Annotated in this window: 14 protein-coding genes and 11 pseudogenes; 3 read left to right on the forward strand and 22 right to left on the reverse strand. The window is 31.7% G+C overall.

Going from position 1 to position 21,470, the window contains the following annotated elements; all coding sequences use genetic code 11:
- Window positions 1–404: 404 nt before the first annotated feature.
- The 4 genes and pseudogenes from OTBS_RS06815 to OTBS_RS16810 all read right to left on the reverse strand — a co-directional run.
- The gene (locus OTBS_RS06815; RefSeq protein ID WP_041621298.1) at window positions 405–923 is read right to left on the reverse strand and encodes a tyrosine-type recombinase/integrase; all 519 of its coding nucleotides are present in this window, start codon (window positions 921–923) and stop codon (window positions 405–407) included.
- Complete coding sequence (locus tag OTBS_RS17665) at window positions 920–1,054, reverse strand: hypothetical protein (protein WP_269763922.1); 135 nt, start codon at window positions 1,052–1,054, stop codon at window positions 920–922. The genes OTBS_RS06815 and OTBS_RS17665 overlap by 4 nt, the downstream gene beginning before the upstream one ends.
- Before the next feature lie 17 nt (window positions 1,055–1,071).
- On the reverse strand, window positions 1,072–1,371 hold the full coding sequence (locus OTBS_RS16805) for a hypothetical protein (RefSeq protein WP_232489072.1): 300 nt from the start codon (window positions 1,369–1,371) through the stop codon (window positions 1,072–1,074).
- Between the two features lie 3 nt (window positions 1,372–1,374).
- Window positions 1,375–1,536 (reverse strand): annotated as a pseudogene (locus OTBS_RS16810) (hypothetical protein); the annotation flags it as partial.
- Between OTBS_RS16810 and OTBS_RS06825 the strand changes: the two are divergent.
- A pseudogene (locus OTBS_RS06825) lies at window positions 1,487–1,890 on the forward strand (transposase); the annotation flags it as partial. The pseudogenes OTBS_RS16810 and OTBS_RS06825 sit on opposite strands and share 50 nt — an antisense overlap.
- A gap of 203 nt (window positions 1,891–2,093) precedes the next feature.
- Here OTBS_RS06825 and OTBS_RS06830 read toward each other — a convergent pair.
- The 5 genes from OTBS_RS06830 to OTBS_RS16820 all read right to left on the reverse strand — a co-directional run bounded on the left by OTBS_RS06830 (window position 2,094) and on the right by OTBS_RS16820 (window position 5,095).
- Window positions 2,094–3,446 (reverse strand): PQQ-binding-like beta-propeller repeat protein, encoded by a 1,353-nt coding sequence (locus OTBS_RS06830; protein ID WP_041621300.1) that lies wholly within the window; start codon window positions 3,444–3,446, stop codon window positions 2,094–2,096.
- A 59-nt stretch (window positions 3,447–3,505) separates the two neighbouring features.
- Window positions 3,506–4,186, reverse strand: coding sequence for a DUF2659 family protein (locus tag OTBS_RS06835; protein WP_011944906.1), 681 nt, complete (start codon window positions 4,184–4,186; stop codon window positions 3,506–3,508).
- A gap of 138 nt (window positions 4,187–4,324) precedes the next feature.
- Window positions 4,325–4,543 (reverse strand): transposase, encoded by a 219-nt coding sequence (locus tag OTBS_RS17670; protein WP_050897550.1) that lies wholly within the window; start codon window positions 4,541–4,543, stop codon window positions 4,325–4,327.
- 2 nt (window positions 4,544–4,545) lie between these two features.
- Complete coding sequence (locus OTBS_RS17675) at window positions 4,546–4,890, reverse strand: transposase (RefSeq protein WP_269763923.1); 345 nt, start codon at window positions 4,888–4,890, stop codon at window positions 4,546–4,548.
- Entirely contained in the window at window positions 4,775–5,095 is a 321-nt protein-coding gene (locus OTBS_RS16820) for a hypothetical protein (protein WP_232489056.1), read from the reverse strand. The genes OTBS_RS17675 and OTBS_RS16820 overlap by 116 nt, the downstream gene beginning before the upstream one ends.
- Before the next feature lie 458 nt (window positions 5,096–5,553).
- Between OTBS_RS16820 and OTBS_RS12765 the strand changes: the two are divergent.
- Window positions 5,554–5,885 (forward strand): annotated as a pseudogene (locus tag OTBS_RS12765) (helix-turn-helix domain-containing protein); the annotation flags it as partial.
- On the opposite strand, the pseudogene OTBS_RS12770 reads toward OTBS_RS12765, so the two are convergent.
- A pseudogene (locus tag OTBS_RS12770) lies at window positions 5,886–6,710 on the reverse strand (IS5 family transposase).
- A gap of 56 nt (window positions 6,711–6,766) precedes the next feature.
- Here OTBS_RS12770 and OTBS_RS06860 point away from each other — a divergent pair.
- Window positions 6,767–7,279, forward strand: a pseudogene (locus tag OTBS_RS06860) (transposase family protein); the annotation flags it as partial.
- Window positions 7,280–7,301: 22 nt separating this feature from the next.
- Here OTBS_RS06860 and OTBS_RS06865 read toward each other — a convergent pair.
- The 12 genes and pseudogenes from OTBS_RS06865 to OTBS_RS06920 form a co-directional block, all read right to left on the reverse strand.
- A pseudogene (locus OTBS_RS06865) lies at window positions 7,302–8,245 on the reverse strand (type IV secretion system DNA-binding domain-containing protein); the annotation flags it as partial.
- Window positions 8,245–9,545 (reverse strand): annotated as a pseudogene (locus OTBS_RS06870) (conjugal transfer protein TraH). The pseudogenes OTBS_RS06865 and OTBS_RS06870, both read right to left, overlap by 1 nt.
- Window positions 9,542–10,246, reverse strand: a pseudogene (locus tag OTBS_RS06875) (conjugal transfer protein TraF). The pseudogenes OTBS_RS06870 and OTBS_RS06875 overlap by 4 nt, the downstream one beginning before the upstream one ends.
- 5 nt (window positions 10,247–10,251) lie before the next feature.
- Window positions 10,252–11,877 (reverse strand): conjugal transfer protein TraN, encoded by a 1,626-nt coding sequence (gene traN / locus OTBS_RS06880; protein ID WP_232488951.1) that lies wholly within the window; start codon window positions 11,875–11,877, stop codon window positions 10,252–10,254.
- A 58-nt stretch (window positions 11,878–11,935) separates the two neighbouring features.
- The gene (trbC, locus tag OTBS_RS06885) at window positions 11,936–12,256 is read right to left on the reverse strand and encodes a type-F conjugative transfer system pilin assembly protein TrbC (RefSeq protein WP_011944350.1); all 321 of its coding nucleotides are present in this window, start codon (window positions 12,254–12,256) and stop codon (window positions 11,936–11,938) included.
- A gap of 80 nt (window positions 12,257–12,336) precedes the next feature.
- Window positions 12,337–13,283: pseudogene (gene traU / locus OTBS_RS06890) on the reverse strand (conjugal transfer pilus assembly protein TraU).
- Window positions 13,284–13,333: 50 nt separating this feature from the next.
- Window positions 13,334–13,522 carry a hypothetical protein gene (locus OTBS_RS06895; protein WP_011944620.1) on the reverse strand — a complete coding sequence of 63 codons (189 nt, stop codon included), beginning with the start codon at window positions 13,520–13,522 and terminating at the stop codon, window positions 13,334–13,336.
- Window positions 13,523–13,604: 82 nt separating this feature from the next.
- Window positions 13,605–14,264, reverse strand: coding sequence for a type-F conjugative transfer system protein TraW (gene traW / locus OTBS_RS06900; protein ID WP_011944619.1), 660 nt, complete (start codon window positions 14,262–14,264; stop codon window positions 13,605–13,607).
- A pseudogene (locus OTBS_RS15565) lies at window positions 14,261–16,397 on the reverse strand (ATP-binding protein); the annotation flags it as partial. The gene traW and the pseudogene OTBS_RS15565, both read right to left, overlap by 4 nt.
- Window positions 16,398–16,421: 24 nt before the next feature.
- Window positions 16,422–16,817 (reverse strand): annotated as a pseudogene (locus tag OTBS_RS16825) (IS630 family transposase); the annotation flags it as partial.
- A 1,433-nt stretch (window positions 16,818–18,250) separates the two neighbouring features.
- Window positions 18,251–19,990 (reverse strand): heme lyase CcmF/NrfE family subunit, encoded by a 1,740-nt coding sequence (locus tag OTBS_RS06915; RefSeq protein WP_232488964.1) that lies wholly within the window; start codon window positions 19,988–19,990, stop codon window positions 18,251–18,253.
- Window positions 19,991–20,126: 136 nt separating this feature from the next.
- On the reverse strand, window positions 20,127–21,395 hold the full coding sequence (locus OTBS_RS06920) for an HlyC/CorC family transporter (RefSeq protein ID WP_011944909.1): 1,269 nt from the start codon (window positions 21,393–21,395) through the stop codon (window positions 20,127–20,129).
- Between the last annotated feature and the right edge of the window lie 75 nt (window positions 21,396–21,470).

The raw sequence follows: 21,470 nt of genomic DNA on the forward strand, positions 1-21,470 counted from the left end.
TAAGCATTGCCTAACTCTTCTCTGACAAACATTTAGCTTATCCTCATAAAGCTGATAACTTTCCTGTAATTCATCTATATCTTTGTTGTAATAGATATATAGTCTAAATACTATAAATGATAAAAGCTGTTTAGATGTCTTGCTTAATGCTTTTCCATTATCTCCAGTTAGCTTTCTCCATTCTGGCGGAATGATATTTCCAATAAAGTTATAAAATATTGTGTCATTATTGTTACTGTTTTTTTTTAATAATATTACAACTATTAGTTAAAAAATCGAATACTACAGGTCGCATTTTTCATCTCCAAAAATACAGCTATAGTAGGTATTTTAGAAAATAATTTTTTTTACAAATTACCCTCAAATTTTTATGCAAAAGGTTGAAAATAGGTTGAAAAAAATTTTTATGCCAAACATATATAAGTCTTCATACTGATACTATCTGCCTTAGAAAGCCAATTTTGCTTATAGGTAGTGTTTTCAGGTATTATCTTGTCTAGTTCAGTATTAGCATTATCACTTGTTAATATATTGTTTACAACTTTATTTATAGCTGCTTTTACCTTATCTACACTAATTTTAGTATAAATTTCAGCTGTTGAAATACGACTATGCCCTAACATTTCAGCTATTGTCTGTAGTTCCTCTCCATTATTTATCGACCAAGTTGCAAACGTTCTTCTAAGATCATGTATTGTTACATCTGGCATTCTAGCTTTTTTGCGAATTTTATCCCATGCGCATTGTATTGCCACATTTGACCAGTGTTTGCTATTATCTCTTGGGCTTGGCAATACCCATTCACTATTTGTTTCTTGCTTTAGGTATTTCAATATTGTTATTAATGCATCAGCTAATCCTATATATAGTGTCTTTCCACTTTTACTCTTAGTTTTTTGGTATATGCCATATTTTCTCTTCAAATCTTATCTCTTTCACATCTCATTCCTGATACATTACTTTTACGTGCTGCAGTTAATAAACTTATAAATGTAAAAATTTTTCCTGCTCGTTCTGCTCGCTTTTGCGATTCTGTTATAGGGCTTAATTTCATAAGAATATCGTTTGCTGTTACACATGTTTTTTGGCTGTTTTTTCGTCAAAAAGCTTCTGAATATCTTCTACGGTAATCTCAGATATCTTTGTATGGTAGAAAGGTGCTGTATAACTCTTTACCATTACATAGGTTTTCTTCCAACTTTTTTCATGATAAATACTACTATATTCAGTATATTTTTCATGCACCTGTCCGAATGTTAGTTCATTCTGTAATTCAAGTCTCTTATGTCTTTTTTCTCTCCTTTCTTTATTTATCTTCCGTCTTTCATCCATTGTATTTATTCCGTTAGCAATGGCCTTTTTCAACTTCATTACCTTCTTCCTAGCCTCTGTTATAGTCAGATCTGGTGAAGTTCCTATTTTTATCTTATAATATATGCCACCAATGTTTATTACTAAATAAAATCTTCTAAATCCAGTATATGATATAATCAATAATAAAGGCGAAATAATGTCAGTTAAAATTACTAAAAGCAATAAAAGCGACCTATCTATAGCTTCAGTTATTTCTAAAGTCTTATCTGGTAAATTGTTTGGTGATAAAGCTTACATATCTAAAGAGTTATTTCATCAACTGCTGACCAATGGTCTACGTTTATTTACTAATCTTCGTAAAGATATGAAAACATATTTATTGGACATACAAGATAATCGGTTATTAAATAAACGTTCTTTAATTGAGTCTGTCTTTAATGTACTAAAAAAACATATGCTTTTAGAGCATACTAGAGACACCGTTCTCCTCTTAATTTCTTTGTTCATATAATTGCTTCTCTTGCTAGTTATTCTATCTCTAAACTTAATCCTCATCTTATCTCTTCTTCCTTCTGATCTCTTAATTATATCAAACTATAGTTCTAATAATAAAAGTGAAATAACTACAGTTTAAATTACCAAAGCTAATAAGAGTGATCTGTCTATTTTTAAAGATATGCGTTTATTAAATAAATGTTCTTAATTGAGACTATATTTAATGTATAAAAAACATCTCCGCTTAGAATACATAACAGTGGTTAAACTAATTTGCTCGTATTCTATCTACTACTATTAACATAACTTTCGCCAAAAATATATAATTTATCTGACACAGCAAAGAATTTGGGATTTCTATTAATAGGTATACGAGATAGTATTTGACCATCACTTGGAGAAATTACTAAACATTGGTACTTACTAACTACTACTATATTGTTATTTATCGCTATAGGTGAAAGAGCATACTGTGTATTACTTGACCCTAATTTTACAAGCTTGTTTTTAATACTAGAAAGTAGATTTTTATTACTCTTACCATTTTTTGTGCTAGATTTATCTTTGTTACTACCATATAAATTTATTACCCAGTTAATGTTACCATTATCAGCTGATACAGCTAACAATTTTCCATCAATGGTTGTAATGAATAATGTATTACCAATTAAATTAAAATTGCTAATACCAGTAATACTTTTACTCCACTGCATAACAGCTTTTTGCCCATTCTGATTTTCTTTGTCAACAGCATCAAACCTGTGAGCTTCTATAACCTCTTCGTTTGCTATATATAGTATATCATTATTAATGATAGGCTGAGAAACTAAATTAGACAATGAAAATGTGTCCCAAGAATTTTTCTCTTCTACTGTGCTTTTACCTAAACTTGTTGACCATACTAACCTTCCATTTTCTAAATTTAAACCTACAATTTGATCTGAAGAATAACTTACGATAACCAAATTACCTCTTATTATTGGAGCAATTAAGCTATTACAAATAAGTGCCTCTTGTGCTCCTTGATGCATCCATATAATATCTGCATTTGTTAGATTGATACAATATAGTTGTTTATTTACTGTTAAAACTAACATTAAATTATTATGTATTAATGGCGGTGCTTTAATTATATCAGGTAACCGTTTACTTAAAACTTCATCTCCATTACTAGCATTAAGTATAACTATATCTCTACTACCATAACTAATATAAAGTTTTCCATCATTAAATAATATACTTCCTCCACCAAATCTTTTATTGTTTCTGTGCTGAGGCTCTAATTTTTTTGCCCAAACTTTCTTCATACCATTTAAATCGTAACAACTTACTTGAGCATAATTATTTAGTATAAAGAGCTTATCTTGTATAACGACAGGTGGAGCAGATATATTATCAGCTAACTTCAGTTTATTAAACACAATAAATTCTTTAACAGCAAAATTATTACTGCTAGCATTTATAGGATCTATATTATTATTCCAATTACTTATATGTTTTAACATTGGTAATATTACTTTGTTATCTCCAATTTCTGATTCAATCTTTGGCAGATTAGATAACGGCTCAACATTTTGAACAGTAGAACTTGACAATATTAAAGATAGTAAAGACAATAAAGCCAACTTTTTATTCATAAACACAAACCTATATTTTATTTTACTTAATTTTTATTGTTTAATTGTAGCTTTTAATTCTACATATTAATTTCATAATTTTGTTTTAACATCTTAGCCTGAGACTTTAAATTCCAGGAAGAATATTTACTTCTTATTACTGCTTCTAAATACTGTACAGCTTTATTATCATCGCCATTTTCATGAGCCCAAATAGCGTAATAAATTGAAGCAATAGACCAAAACGGCATACTTGGACTAAATTCTGAAAAGAGCTGTTCGATTAATTTAATTTGAGAATCATAATTACTATTATTATCATCATTTTGCTTAACATCAATAGCCATAGCTAATAGATTTAATCTCACATATGCTTTAGTAAAATTACTATAACTTTTCATTGCTAAAATCTCATTTGCTAACTGTTTTACTTCAGTAAAACTACCAACCTTAATTTTATGAGCTAATAATTGAATATGAGCTAGCTCTTGAACTTTAGTATTATAATTAGATAATAAAAATTTTTCTAAGCTTTGAACTATTAGATCAGAGTTATTGGAATCTTGATCAATGGATTCAATGAATATATCAGTTATTTTTTGATAATAAGCCTCTTGTCTTGCATTATAGAAATTATTTATCATCATTGCTGCTGTTATAAAAAGCGACGAGCTAAAAACTATTAGTAGAAATTTTTTGTAGTATAGCAAGCACCTTTGATAACGATCAGAGTCTTTAATCTCTTGTAATATATCTGCCATAAAAAATTTATAATCTTTTTGTGCTATAAGTTTTGTATTATAGCAACTACATAAGCTACTTTAACAAGTTTATTGTTCTTTTGCAATGGTTATGTTAAATATAATATACTATAAGTAGTTTATAGTTTTACTTTATAGTCATTTACAATGAGGTTTGAGCATAAAAAAAGAGACAATAGCATCATAGGATTTAACAAATTGAGTAATTTGATGTCTAATACACCGCATCATATTAGCCCAAAATTTCTCTATCGGATTTAAATCTGGAGAATAAGATGGCAAAAAAATAACTATACAACCAACAGACTCTATTAACTCTTTAGTTTTGTTTGATTTATGAAATGCTGCATTATCCATTACTACGAACTGAGCAGGTTTAATTCCTTAAGTAATAACTGCTCCACCCAAGCTTCAAATAATCTTGTATTACACGAACCATTGAATATCATAGGTGCAATTGATTTATTATTAACATAACCAGCTATAATATTTGTACGTTCATAATATTTACCACTCTTATTGCTGCTAACATGAGTTCCTTTTTTGCTCGACCATCTATCCTTGCATATGGACATTCCAATGCCACTTTCATCTATGTATACTAAGTTTTCCTTGAGTATAGAACTTATCACTTGTTGATATTTTTCTCTTATTTCTGGTTTTGCTTCCATGTAGGTCAACGTTTTTTTTATAACTATAGCCAAATTTTTTCATGTAATAACTTGCTCCTCTTATTGAAATTTTAAAATGCTTTCCCGCTTGTGCAAGAGTTACATTTAGATTTAGCAAAACGTATTTTTCAAATTCTATCTTATATATTTTCCCTTTTTTGCCAAGACGATCTCTTTCTTTATAATGACCTTCTGATTTATATCTTTTATACCAATTTCTTACTGTGTTTGCTGCTATATCAAATTTTACTGAGGTAGCATTACAACTTTTTCCTCAATTAACACATTTCATTACTTTATCTCAAAAGTCTTGGCTATATGATTTTGCCATTTCCTTTTCAGAATATTATATGCAAACTTCATTGTAAATGACTATACATATTCAGATGTTAAGCTTTAGTCTAAATTAAGTAGATGTAGTGTAACAAAGAAATGTTGCAATACTCAATACACTAAGGTAAGGGCGAGTGAAGGCGCAGAGTTTAGTTATCCAAGCTTCCATCACACACCATGTTAAACGTAACTGTAAGAATTTCCCATATTACACTTTCCTGATAACTTCATATCATTGCTTATAGCCTGTCGTAAGTTATTGCTTTCAAAGATCCATAATATCAAATTTGGTAATCATTAGACTTCTTTCGAAACTATACAATGATGTAAAATGGTGTTATAAAAATCTGATTTGAAGTAATAATGAAATTAGATCAGATTAAAGAGTTAAAGGATGAAAAATTTCGTCGATTAACAGTAGTAAGGAAGGGAACATTCTCAAAGATGGTGGATATTTTGAGGAAAGCTGATGGTGTTAAGAAATCAAAAGGAGGGCGTAAAAATAAGCTCAATTTGGAGGAACAGTTATTGATGGCCTTAGAGAATACCGTACTTATTTTCATATAGGTCAGAACTATGGGATTAGTGAAAGTTCAGCATATAAAGCTGTAAAATGGGTAGAAGACACCTTAGTTAAACACCCAAACTTTGCTCTTCCAGGTCGTAAAGCTCTAATAGACCTCTTTCGAAACTGGTTAAGGTAGTTCAAAATTATAAATGCCAGAGATCAAATTAAATCTAAGACCAAATCTTTTACGTCTATTTCGATATTTGTCAGCAATAATTTTGAACCGTTTTAGCATAGCAATAACGTTTTCATTGACAACTCTTTTTCCTGCTAACCTACGATTATTCTTTTTATCATTTTTAGTTAAAGGATTTTTCTTGCTTTTTTTCTTTGGTAATGCAGAATTATTGCGAATTTTTTGTATACCTTGATATCCTGTATCAGTAATCGCTTTAATCTTAGGATGGATAAGAATTTTGGATTCCTTAAATAATCTAAAGTCATGTTTTTTACCGTTAGAAAAATCTGTACATATTACTTGGTGCGTTTTCTTGTCTACCACTATTTGAGTTTTTAGTGTATGCTTTTTCTTCTTTCCTGAATAATAGAATTTTTATTTTTTTTTAGGTCCTTCTATAGGACTCTCAGTAGCACCAATCAAGACTACTTCATAATTCATATCGCTATTCATTAGAGCTTTACGACCTGGAAGAGCAAAGTTTGGGTGTTTAACTAAGGTGTCTTCTACCCATTTTACAGCTTTATATGCTGAACTTTCACTAATCCCATAGTTCTGACCTATATGAAAATAAGTACGGTATTCTCTAAGGTATTCTAAGGCCATCAATAACTGTTCCTCCAAATTGAGCTTATTTTTACGCCCTCCTTTTGATTTCTTAACACCATCAGCTTTCCTCAAAATATCCACCATCTTTGAGAATGTTCCCTTCCTTACTACTGTTAATCGACGAAATTTTTCATCCTTTAACTCTTTAATCTGATCTAATTTCATTATTACTTCAAATCAGATTTTTATAATACCATTTTACATCATTGTATAGTTTCGAAAGAAGTCTAATGAATAGCGATATGAATTATGAAGTAGTCTTGATTGGTGCTACTGAGAGTCCTATAGAAGGACCTAAAAAAAAATAAAAATTCTATTATTCAGGAAAGAAGAAAAAGCATACACTAAAAACTCAAATAGTGGTAGACAAGAAAACGCACCAAGTAATATGTACAGATTTTTCTAACGGTAAAAAACATGACTTTAGATTATTTAAGGAATCCAAAATTCTTATCCATCCTAAGATTAAAGCGATTACTGATACAGGATATCAAGGTATACAAAAAATTCGCAATAATTCTGCATTACCAAAGAAAAAAAGCAAGAAAAATCCTTTAACTAAAAATGATAAAAAGAATAATCGTAGGTTAGCAGGAAAAAGAGTTGTCAATGAAAACGTTATTGCTATGCTAAAACGGTTCAAAATTATTGCTGACAAATATCGAAATAGACGTAAAAGATTCGGTCTTAGATTTAATTTGATCTCTGGCATTTATAATTTTGAACTACCTTAACCAGTTTCGAAAGAGGTCTATTAAACAAATCAAGCATAGAAGCACATTCAGCAGAACCATATATTGCTTCTAATTGATGAATGTTCTGCAACCCAGCAACAAAGCAGCCTCCATACTTTCTACTTTCAGCTAAAGCAACTGGTAAAGATGAAACTTTTTGTAGAGCTGGCAGTTCATCAAGTATAAACCATATGTTTTTGTTATCATGATTAGGATTTCTACACATCAAAGCTTTGATAGCTATACTTATCCATGCTGAAATAAGTGGCTGTAAAGTAGCTCTTTGACTTGGAGTAGCTGTGATAAATAGCCATCCAGTTTCAGCAGAATTACTAAACCATTCCTTGATGCTAAAATTACCTCCAGGCTTTAAATATTGTAGCGAAGTAATATTCTTTCCAAGAGTAGATTGAATTCCCGCAGAAGTTTCAGGCGCGCTTTCGCTTATAATGCCTGATACAGCGGTGTTTCTAAAAGCTTTTACAAATTGTCTATTATCAGAGTAAATGATTGTATGAATTAGTTTTATGATATCTTTGTCATCCTGATATAGCTTCAACGCTTCAGACAAGACTAATTCAGCATTTTTAGCAAAAAAGTCATCAATTTTAGATACAAAGTAACTCGTTTGCGATGAAAGAGAAGCAAACATTGCAATACTTATGGGAATATTATCAACCTTTACTGGCGCACTCATTGATACTTCATCCTTCAGCCAAACAGTAGATTTGGGGGCAAATAACAGCGTAAAAATAAATATCGATGGAAAAAACCATTCCCATAGCAAAGATGCCGATATTTCCTCTAAAAATAGCCCTAGTAGCAGCCCATATGCCACCAATAGTCAAGGCTAAGTGACCCACTGGAGTGAAGTATTCGCTATTTGAAGCAAAGACCTCTGCCTATGCCATTAAACACATGCCATAACAGATCTCCACCACCAAATGTGTATATTACGTAATCCATTAACTTTTCTCCTTCGCTATTAAATGCTGCTCTATTAATCTAGCCCTTTTATCTATTCGACTTGCATCGGTTTGTAGGCTAGTCCATTTTTCATTTGCAAAAAGTTGTACTCGATTCAATTCCTTCAAATATCTTTCTAAATGTTCATTCGAAACTTGCTTAGCACCTAGTGAAGTAACGGCTCTACGTATTTCGGTGATTACTTCCTTCAAATGCTGAACTAATGTATAGCTAGCTATTAATTCTGATGAGATCTCTAAAATTGTGACTCCAGAAATAGCTTCTAATGTGATATAATCATAAATTGGAAATATATCTCCAATCGAAGATAAAAAGGCTATTTCAGAGTTGCTATATTCAGAATTCTTATCAAACTTATTTTTTAGATCAGTCAATTTTTGCTTAGCTTTACCTGCATAAGACTGCTCTGGTGATATTGTGATATTTCGTTGTAGGCTTGGATGCAGGCAACTAACACTATCACAGCTGTAAATTGAAGCTGATTCTCCACCTTTTAAATGACTAATCCAACTTTTTTCATCCTGAGCTAAGGAGTCAAAAAAGTACACATTATTGTTTGTAACCACGATAGTGCCAGTCATAGACATGATTGAATCACGCATATTTGATGGTATTCCAACCTTTGCTGCTGCTTTAGTGAAGATGTTATAATCATCCAGCATAACTCTGAATCCTTATTTTGTGCTTGTCGCAGAGCTTGTTTTTGATCTAAATAATTACGACATTTTTTACCAGCAGCAAAATAATCAAACCCGCTTTGTGACTGTATATCACGGCAAACAGCTTCTCTCATAGCTGAGTTTCTTGGTAAAGCTGTAGCAAATAATGCTTTTGTTAATTTGCAATCTCCCTTAGCAAATTGATTCATCTCCATTGCTAGATTACGTAAGTCTTTGAGAGCATTCTCAATTTGAGGAGCAAAGGTTTTTAATCCTAATGAAAAAGCATAGACTTTAGCTTGAGAACCAATGTTTTTCATCAATTGAACTAATTCTTCTCCAGAAATAACAGAGAAGCTACCAAGATAGGCATCAATACCGCTACAGCTCATGTTTAAAGATGGTGGAGTTATAGCAAATGGCTGAAATGATGTTTGGCTTGTTCTGGCAGATAATCCGCCAGCCGCATAATATCCAGCCGCTTGATCCTGATATGATCCAGCTCTAGTAACATTAACACTCATTCCTTGAAATACGTTTTCGATATTCCAAGCTAGTGATACTGGAGCTTGTAGCAATAATAGCATTGTAATGGCATAAACTCTGATTTTGGTGCTCATGTAGTCTCCAACTTATGATAATATCTATCGATTGCTAGAATATTGTCGATAATTTTATCTTCAGAGATTATGCCTCTAGCTACTGCATATATTTTTTTACCATCGCTAGCTACTGAATATAATACAGGTACAATATGCTTAGGATTTAGTTTATTAAGCAACTCATTATTCTTACTGACAGCTAGCAACTGAAATGCATATTTATTAGCAAAGCACTGAACAATAGGCATAAAGGCCTTACAGAGCAAGCAATCTTGTTTAACTTGCAAAATCAATCCCCAGTTTTTAGCAATGTTTTTGAGTTTGAAATCATTTTTTTGCTCTGATTTTTCTTGATATAGCTTTCTATGTAAGCTATTAGCAGGCTCATTAGCATTAATCAGTTGGTAATCAAGTAGAGTAGCTAGTTGCCACATAGTAGCAAACTTATGAGCCTTCTCCATGATTTGCTTCTGCAATCTTTGAGCTGTAATCACATTTTCGAGCGTTGGATTATCCAGCGCTATACGCTAAGCTCGATTAAATCGCTCCTTTAATTCCTCGATTCTCTGGTCATGAGGCCTACTCATCAACTTAGAATTAGCAGCAGAGTCATCAAGCTCATGACCATGTTTATCATTGTACCATAAAAATCTTGTTGGTGAAGCATCAACAGTGGATAAATGACTAATTAATATCATAAACATTAATAATCTGCTCATTTAGACTAACTTTGTTGCATACGATGAACTTTATCTTTGATTCCTGCAATAATGTCTTTGTTCATGCTGCTTTGAGCCTTAGTGAGTATATCACCAAATAGTTCATCCATATTGATTTTAGTGAAATCAACTTTTTGTAATTCCTCAACTGTAAGGCCTCTACACTTTGGACATTCAGGTGTACCAAAGTTCATTTTTAGCTGTTTTCTTGCTTCTTCCTGAAAAATTCTTGCAAGTTTCGACTGAAAGCAGCAATAAGTAGACTTTCTAGCTAAGCAAATACCTAATATCGGAATTCTTGAAGAACAGTAGGTTCCAATATAGTAGCAGTAACCTTTTTTCCTATATAAAGCTAATTCTTGTTCCTTAGACTTACATTGCGATAAGCCTATATCACGCCCCCAGCCAGTCATTGAAGAGCAGCAATTCAAAAAACTAAATACATCTTTTTTGCATTTTCGATGTTTACCTGAAAATACAGAAACGGGATTTGTTTTAATGTCCTTGCTCATCTGATTTAGCATCGCTAGATGAGCTACTTTAGCTATATCTCTATTTGGTATAATAGTTGGAGTGTTGCAATTACCTCCTAAACAAAAGATTGAGTTATTATGCAACGATGAGTGTAGCATTGTTTGCTTCTCAGTTGAACAGCTATAATCGTGCTGCCATAGTAAACAAATATTTGCTACTGATTTTTGGCAAGTGCTGTTTTTTAATTCACAATTCTGAATTTTAAGGTGTTTGCAGCCATCTTTTGGATCGCTAGTACAAGAAAAAAGAATCTTTTGTTTCCAATATGGACGATTGACTTTAAACTTGTCAAAAAATACTCTATCACCACCATCATAGTTGATTCTATTGACCTCATAGCATTCATTACTCTCAGTTAATTGCTCAAGTTCAGGGTTTAAAACTTGCCAATATTCTGCTACTTTCCTTAGTTCTTGAGTCTTATCTCTGTAGTCATAGTGAAGTATACATATTTTTTCATTTACTTCTAATAAAAAATTTCTACCAATATGGTGTATAGATACACCAAGCCTATTAGCAATAGCCCATTTCATTTGTTTTACAATTGCTTCGGGATCATCTACTAGGCAGTATATTTGTGCACCTAATTCATCATCATAGACATCGCTACGACTCTTAAGCCAATTACTATGATTCTCCTTTATTTCTTCTGTTGCAAATTCCATTTGCCGGTTTTGCCAAGAAAGCCATACATTCTCTAATCTGCACTCAACATTTAATTCTCGAATAAGTTCAATGTTAAAATTACTACCTTCATTACAACTTTGAATAATTTCAGTATTAGTTTTACTTGTTTGAGTTACGAAGTTACTGCTATCAAGGGCACTTAAAGGATCAGATTCAATTCTCATTGAATTAGCTATCATATAATTTTGATCGTTGATATTATGTTGAGTTAAGGCATTGTTTTTACTGTTTTCAGCTTGAAATAACATTGCCCCACTTTCTGTACCAAGCTGATTACGGCCATGGTAGGTTAAATCCTCATCATTGTTAGGATAATTGACATTACTACCTTGATGAAATAATTCTTGTGTATTTGAAGAATTTCCAAGATTTACATTATAGTTGCTAGCTTCATTATAACTGCTTTGCATTGAAGCTAAACAACAGCTAATATTGAGCACTATCAAAAAGTTAATATAGATAATAATCTCATTGAGTATTCTCATTCATAATTTCTAATGCTATTGCTAAAGGAATATGGCCAGTTAATTTCTTGGTTAATCCTCTTTTTTCATCATCTATTACTATCACAGGAACAACATCAATTTTATATTGTTCAAACAAGCTAGGATCTATATCGAAGCTAATACCAAGCTCCATAGTTTTATTCTTTGTTTGTGTAAATGAGTTATTAATTAACCCACGCATAATCAATTGAGCTCCAGCCTTTTGAGATTCAGCAAAATAGCTTTTTAAAGCCTCATCACTCATTGAAAATGAGACAAAAATAAAAGTTTTTTGCTGGCCCAAAAAAAAGCATTAGCATTATTAACAAATAATAAAACCATCAACATCATTACTCGTATAACCATATTCCTCTCTAACCCTTATCAAAGCAAACAACAATCTCTTTTTCGCCAAATCAAGTAACCAAAATCTTCACCATTAACTGGAAATTCTCTTCCAGCCTGCCATGTAGCTTCTGTTTGGCCTATGCTCTTGCAGGATCTGGTTTCTGGAATCGGATAAGTCATTTGTAGTCGATACTGACTTTTCTTCATAATAGGCATGGGATACTTGCCACATAAGCCTTTATAACCATAATATCCCCATAACATCAGTTGCCTATGCATTCTAGCCATAAACTTACTTACCATTAATACAGATGTTCCAACTCCACCATTATGCGCCGCAGCTGTTCCAGTAAAAGGGTAAAGCATTCCTTGACATTCAGCACACCAAAAAGCATAATCACTTGCTAATAAACCAGCGCCACAACTCATGCAATCAGCTATACATGCTTGATAAGCAGCTACATTTTGAAACAACAGCGTTTCTGGATTTAAAATCGCAGATTTAGCGTCATCACTCCATAATGGATCAAACTCTGTTAAATATGCTATATCGACTGCAGCCATTTCCAGACAAATAAAATCAAGCAAAATTTCCAGCCAATAAATCACAGGATAGACATACCAATGAATGTGATAAAAAGCACTTCCTTCAGCATCATCTTTCATGCCTTTTTGAGTAGCACTTCCAAATGACAAACCTCCAAGACTTACCATACACATTGGCGACTTTGTAACATCTACAAGGCGTACTGGCTCCCAAAATCCTACCGGAATATACCAGGTACAGGTATTGGAATCCCTGGCTTAGGACAAAGACATATAAGTCTACCAGAAGCATTAGTATCAGGCATTGAACTGCTAACTACCTTAAATCCAGCTATAGTAATTGGAAACAAGAACTTCCAACATACATCTGTTATAGGATTTACAAATCTTCCAACACATCCAGCAGCTGCATAACAGTTATTAGCTGTTATAGACATTACTATCGCTAACAAAATTACCAGTTCCTTCACTTACCAGCTTTTCTTGATTATGTATACTTCCTTTTTTTATATTTTCGAAATTTGCTAGCAGTATTTTCTATATCTTTTACACCTGGCACTAAATATGCAGTTTCACCACTCGAATTTACTATCTCCTGTATTTCACCACTTATAAGCGTATAATTGAATATTTTGACTAGATCTTGTTCTAATTGCTGTAATTTCCAACTTTTCATATAAAACCTTCTTTTAAGTTGAATCGACTAGTATATTGAGTTATACTATTTACAGCGTACTTCCATCGTACGTCATATGGTTTTAATAGGTGCTTACTTCGCTAATTTTAAGCACGTTATTTTCTTGCTCTATTATGGCTGGCACAGCTTGTATTTTAAATTTTCTAATCAACATACCAAATTGATCAAAAAATATGTGTCGGCCTAATAGATTGCTCAGTTCAATAGGATTTCCATTAACTAACACTATCTTTCCTGGTCTTGATTTTACCCAAGCGACCTGATCTTCATCATCTCCATCAATTAATATTAGTGGTTCACCCCAATTTATCATCTCTAAAGGATTTATTTTAGTTCCTCTCCTTACTATTATTATACCATTTTTTGTCTTAATGTCATCCTTTTGAACATAGGTAGAATCATATATTCGCGTTTTATTTTCAGTAGCTTTACTCAAATTTTTTACTGGAACTGGTCTCATGATTTTTTGCCTAATTTTTTCCTGAAATTCCAGCTGCATTTGGTTCAACAATCCACTTTTTGATGCAGCATTAAGTTTAGCCATAATCACCTCCAGTAATGATTCCTCAATGATTGGAAAAACATGCCCTCTAGTACCATAATCCTTAATCTCAACACCTATATCAGCATTTAATGAATTAGCCATTGTATCACTTACCTGATAAGCAACAGCAAATAAAGCAAAGAATGCGCCTATACTCATCATTACCTGGTGCTTCATGGAATTATTTCTCGCTCTCTTATCACATAATTAATTGCCTCACTGACATTCATACCCTTAGCCATATGATCTTCTATAGCCTGATAATCTCTAGCATTCGTTGAGGTTAACAGTAGAGTAAATGGATCAATCATTAATCTGCCTATCACACCAGAGACATTAGGGCTATAAATTGCTACTTCGCTATAATATGGAGGATTTGAATGTACAGATTGCAGTAAATTCAGCTTCCAATCTTCATCAACAAAGCCTGCAAGCTTTGGATTAGCTCGCATCGCCTTAAAGGATTCCGAATTTTGCTTCAAAATTATCTTATGCGATGAGTTCTCAAAGGCCTTTTCAGACGCAGAGCCCTCTTGACGAAAGTAATCCGTGAGTTGCTGAGTAGCTAAAGCAATCGATCCATTATATTTTCGAGCTATTCTGCCAGCTTCTTCAATAAACTCTCCTGAACGCTTTCCAGCTAATAGCTTCCAGGCTTCATCTATCATAATTAAAAATGGTCTACTTCTATCTCCCTTGACCATTGTTTGATTAATATGAACAATCATGATTTGAACTATCACTGCTAGCAGCTCTGGTACAGACCTTAAATGATCAGTTTCAATTACTACGATATCAGAGTTCAATGATAACTTAGCTTTACCGCTAAAAAATCTTCCATGTTGACCATCCTTAGTAAAAGGAAAAAGCATATTTCCAAGTTCTTTAGCATATGATTCTTCTCTATTCGATAACCAGTCTGCAATATCGGTTATTTCAGCCTTAGAGCCACTTTTTTGCCAGACTGATATCAAAGCTCTCTGTAAGCATTGGTTGTTGTAAATCGCTTGTTCCATACTGTGGAGCAGCCATAGTAGCTAAAATAGATGGAAAGTTAGATAAAAATCCGATCTAGCTTCTATAGACTTTGCACTATCATCTTCTGGTACTTCGGAAAATGGATTAATTGATACAGGATTTTTCATGTCAAATTCTATGTAGCTGCCACCTAGAATCAAGCATGTACGCTTAAATAATCTTCCGTAATCAAGAACAAAAACTTTACCACCAACTCCTAAAACTGATAGCATTAGTTCTTGCATAAAAACAGATTTTCCAAACCCTGGAACTCCAGCTATACAAAGGTTAAAGTTCTCATTTGGAGCTGCTCCATGCTTATTTAATGCAGGTAATAAAGCTCCACCAAAAGGAGACCAATACATTATTTGGCCTCGTCTGCCAGCTAACAACATACCTGGAGAGCTTAAATCACCTTTCCATTCACCAATTATTGGTAATAATACTTTGCTCTCTACGGAAACAGTTTTTATGCCTCTACCTAAGCTAGAAAGGGCTACTCCAACTCCTGATGTTTTTTGACCCAATACACCTCTTTGACCTTGTTCAACCAATTGCATTGGCAGCGCTGCTAGCAACACGGCTACATGATCATATTTGCATGGAACAAAATACCATCCACTGCGTCTTAACATCGAACAAAAAGCTGATGCAGATTGCTTAGCCTTTTTTGTTTTATCAAACATAATAACATTGAAGTGAATATTAACTACTCTATCACCACTCTGTAAAGCAGCTACTACATCAGCTAAATCTTCTGCTTCTTGCTGTATATCATGAAAAAAATTTACCCATTCCTGCATTAATATTTCTTTCTAGCGCCTCTCTTTTAGTTATGGCTGCAGTTCTTTCCATTGCTTGATTTGGCAACATTTGTAAACCAAAATGAATCAGGAAATTTGATTTTATATATTCATCACGACGCATTTCATTGCCTAAAAACAGATCCATGGCAGATAATTTGCACTCTGCAGGCCTTTTTCGAGCTTCTAGGCTGATAAATATTTGATCATTATTTACATTTACACAATCATCATTCTCAAATAACGAAAAATCTCCACTTAGAATTTGTTCAGACAATATTTCATACTCATTAATATTCGAATGTTCTTCTTCAGGCCAGCCAAATATTACTCTCAGAAACTTTAATAATTGCTGTGCATTCACATTGTCAGTGCTTAATCCAATGGACCTAAACGTATCTTTTAAAGCATCTCGTCTGCGAATCATATCATCGATATTTGCATTTAAATTAGGTATAGTAACTGAAATTAACAATACTACATCCTTAGATTTAGCAAATTGAGTAATTTGATGTCTAATCCACCGCTTCATATTAGCCAAAAACTTTTCTATCGGATTTAAATCTGGAGAATAAGGTGGAAGAAAAATAACTTTACAACCAACAGATTCTATTAACTCTTTAGTTTTTTTAGACTTATGAAAAGCAGCATTATCCATTACTACAAACTGAGCAGGCTTTAACTCATTAATTAATACCTGTTGCCCCCAAGTTTCAAATAATCTTGTATTACATGCACCATTAAATATCATAGGTGCGATTGATTTATTATTAACATAACCAGCTATAATATTTGTGAGCTCGTAATATTTACCACTCTTTTTGCTGCTTACATGAGTTCCTTTTTTGCTCCACACTCTATCCTTGCATATAGACATTTCAATGCCACTTTCATCTATGTATATAGTCATTTACAATGAAGTTTGAGTATAAAATATCATGTTGGTAAATTTTATGATGCTATTGTTGCTTTTTCTATGCTCAAACTTCATTATAAATGACTATACCAAGTTTTCCTTAGGTATAGAACTTATTACTTGTTGATATTTTTCTCTTATTTCTGGTTTTGCTTCCATGTAGGTAAACGTTTTTTTATAACTATAGCCGAATTTTTTCATGTAATAACTTGCTACTCTTATTGAAATTCCAAAATGTTTTCCTGTTTGTGCTAGAGTTAGATTTTAATTTAGAAAAATGTATTTTTCAAATTCTATCTTATATATTTTTCCTTTTTTACCAAGACGATCTCTTTCTTTATAATGGCCTTCTGATTTATATCTTTTATACCAATTTCTTACTGTGTTTGCTGCTATATCAAATTTTACTGAGGCAGCATTTTACAACTTTTTCCTTCATTAACACATTTTATTACTTTCTCACGAAAGTCTTAGCCATATGATTTTGGCATTCTCTTTTCAGAATACTATGCTCAAACTTCATTGTAAATGACTATAAGCATAGAGAGAAGCAAAAAATAGTTAATATAATAGAATCTGTTAGTTGTAAAGTTATTTTTCTGCTACCTTATTCTCTAGATTTAAATCCAAGAGAAAAGTTTTGGGCTAATATGAAGATGTGTATTAGAAATCAAATTACTCAATTTGCTAAATCTTAGAATCTATTATTGCTTCTTTCTATGCTTAAACCTCATTGTAAATGACTATAATTACTTTTTCATTACATCTTATTATTATAGTTGTTTTATAGTAGTTTTGCTATATAAGTACAAAACATTTCAAAATATAGCGCGAATGAGCAAGACATCTACAGAATGGTTTTTGAATGTAAGCTGCATATATAGTCATTTACAATGAAGTTTGAGTATAGAAAAAGCGACAATAGCATCATAAGATTTACCAACATGATATTTTATACGCAAACTTCATTGTAAATGACTATAGTTCATGATGGAGAAATTGTGAGCTTTGCTCTTATTCCTTGTAACGTTGATGATGGAACAGTAGTAAAATATTTAGTACGAAAACTTAAAAGATAGCTATTTGTTGATCGTGGGTTATTAGAAAAATGCTGTATCACTTACTAATCAAGGTTTAGAGCTAATCACAAAAATTAGATCCAACATGAAAGAAAAAAGTAATTCATCTTAACAAAAGGCACATTATAGAAACTATTAATGGTCAGTTAAAATATCTTTTCCGCACTGATCATACTTGCTATAGATGCTTTATGAATTTTTAAATTAACGCCTTGTCTCATTGCTTGCTTATGTTTTTAAACATAATAAAATTTTTGTTTCTTTTTTCCAAGTTAAATCATCTTTCTAGTTCTTTACATCAGCTCTGATTTCCTAATTATATCGAATTCTGGTAATATAGTGAAATTTTTATAATTTATTAAAAGCATAGTTAGTATCTTTATAGCTAGTATCTTTTTTGGTACTAACTATAATAGATAGTACCATTCCAATTGATATTAAAGCAGCACCTATCCATAACGTAGACATAAACGGACGATAATATATTTTAGCATAAACTACATCATCATCTACTTTGCTGAGAACTACATATATATCATATAATAAAGTACTATATATATCACTTTCAGGTATTATAACGTCTTCAACATAATAATATCTATTCTCAGGCTTAAGTATAAATATTTCTTGTTTATCATTTTCAATCCAAAATTCAGCTATTTGCCTAAAGTAGTTGGCGCCCTTAGCATAGTTAGTATTTCTTAGAGTAATATGCAACCCGTTATTATGAATTGTACTACCGATTTTACCAATAAAATCAGTATCATGCTGAAGTTTTGCATTAAGGCTAATAGATAACATAAGAATACCAAAACCTAAATGGCTAATAGTAACAACTAATACTTTATAAGGTATTTTAACTGTAAAGCAATTAGAAGACTTTATTAAGTGATATAATGACTCTTGAATAAGATATACTGAACAAACTATTGCTAAACTACCAATACTTAAATCTCTATAACTAAAGTAAATAATTACTGCTGATATGCTGAGAGTAATTACAACGCTACAATAATTAGATTTTTGCTTTATCTTATAGATACTACCTGCTAATAAAGCTGTTGGTAGTATAATTGGAATAAAAGTACTAACAAAATAATTATACCCAATTGATATTTTACTACCATAAATTAATTTATAAAATATTGGATAAAAAATAGCAATGAAAATTACTATAAGTGCTGATAACCATAAAATATTACCTAATAATATTAATAGTTCTCGCACATTAACTTTTGCCTTACTAGGAAATTTACTAATTCGTAAAGTATATAACACTAAACTAGCAAGAGATAAAATGACAAGAAAAATCAATACAAAATATGTTCTTAAACCATTCAAAGAAAAAGAATGTACAGAAGTTAATATATCACTCCTAACTAAAAATGTCCCTAATATGCAAAATAAAAACGTCATAATAGCTGATAAAATAGAACATCGCAGTAATGTGTTATTGAATCGTGTATATAAAGATGAGTGATGGTATATAGTTGCTGATAACCATGGCATCAAAGAAATGTTTTCTACTGGATCAAAGAACCAATATCCGCCCCAACCAAGTTCTCGATAGGCCCACCAGCTTCCTAAAGCAATGCTAATAGTTAAAGCTAACCATCCAACTTTAGAAAATACCATAGCCTTATCTATTAGTACTGAAGCTTGATCATTATATAAAAGAGCTACAGAGTTATAAACAAATGGTATTAAATAACAAGCATAAGCAAAAAAAAGAACTGGCGGATGAACTACTAATCCTACATCCTGTAGTATAGGATTTAGTCCTAAACCAATCTCATGACGAGGTAATTTACCTATTAAAGGATTAAAAGCAAAATAAACTAAACTAATAAATCCAAGTAGGATAAAGCTTTGGCAAGCGATAATTAATTTTTTACACTGAAATTGAAAATTACATGTAATTAATGAGTAAACGCTAACTATACTCATGAATGAAGACCATAATAACATTGATCCTTCATGGCTTGCCCAAGATCCAGAGATTTTATAAATTAATGGTGTAATTACACTAGAGTTTAATAATACATTTTGAACAGTAAAGTCAGAAATAACAAAGCTAACAACTAGCATACAAAATGCTAAAACTACATTTATACTAGCTACAATATGAATAATTTTTAATAAGTTAATATTGTTACATAAAAAAAAGTATCCTAAATTTATTGAATAAAGCACCATTGCAATTATTAATAAATAAGAGCCAATACTAGCCAACATTAAGTAATTCCTGATTATCGATATTCACTATTTCTACTTTAACTAATTGAATATAATGAGCATGCATCTTATCAATTAGTATTTTAAGACCGAATAAATAATATACCTCTCCTTGCTGTGGAATTTTTTGAATATGATAAATTATTAATCCAGCAATAGTGGTTGCATCATCAGGTAAATTCCAATTTAGCTCTCTATTCACATCTCTAATTGAACTACTGCCATCAATAATATAAGTTGAATTATTAACTTTAATAATATTATTAGGTGTATTATCAAAAACTGGACCAACAATTTCTTCTAAGATATCTTGTCTAGTAATCATTCCCTGTAAGACTCCATATTCATCAATTACTAATGCTATATTACTATATTTCTGCTTAAACTTACCTAGTTGATTAGTTACCAAAGCATTTTCAGGAATAAACCATGGATCGGCTATTAGCTCATTTAATTTGATATCTCGAACATCAAAATTATTTGCATGCAATTCCTTTATTAAATCACGAACATATAATATACCTACAATATTTTCGCTACTTTCCTTCCATACAGGTATTCTAGAGTACTGTAGAGCAATTGCTTTAGCAACAAATTCCTCTATTGGCAAATCAAAATTAATAGTACACATTTTACTTCTATGTACCATAATTTGTGATACTTCCATATCCTTAATATCTAATACTCCACCAAGCATATCTCGATCCATTTTATCAAACACATTACCTTCTTGATGTTGGTGTTCAATTAATCCTCTAATTTCCTCTGTCCCAGAAACCTTACTAACAAGGTTAATATTAAAAAGCCAACAAATAAAGTTAATAATACGAGACAAAGAGTAACTTACAGGAGCTAAAATTGTTGAAAGTACTTGAATAACATCAACAGCTAATAAAGCTATTGTTTCAGCTTTAGAAACTGCGATTGCTTTTGGTACCACTTCAGCAAATACTATTATTATGCCTGACATTACAATCGATGAGATAATAGTTCCTAATTCTTTATAAATTGCTATTGCAATACTAGTACCAACAGTAGTTGCAACTGTATTTACAATACTATTAGCAGTCAGCAACGTACTAATAACTTGCTCCTTATTTTTCATTAATTTTAGCAGCAAATCTGTTTTTAGAGTACCCTTAGATTTTAGTTGCTGTACTTTACCTATAGATGTTGCAGTCACAGCTGTTTCGATAGCTGATAAAACTGAAGAAAAAAGAACTAACAAGATTACAATTATTGTTTCTAATAAATACATAATTTTAATTAATCATCACAATACTTAACGGTCTGGCATATTTTATATTAAAACATATTACATAAACACTTTAGC

Origin of the sequence: Orientia tsutsugamushi str. Boryong, assembly GCF_000063545.1 — a bacterium.
Classification (GTDB): Bacteria; Pseudomonadota; Alphaproteobacteria; order Rickettsiales; family Rickettsiaceae; genus Orientia; species Orientia tsutsugamushi_C.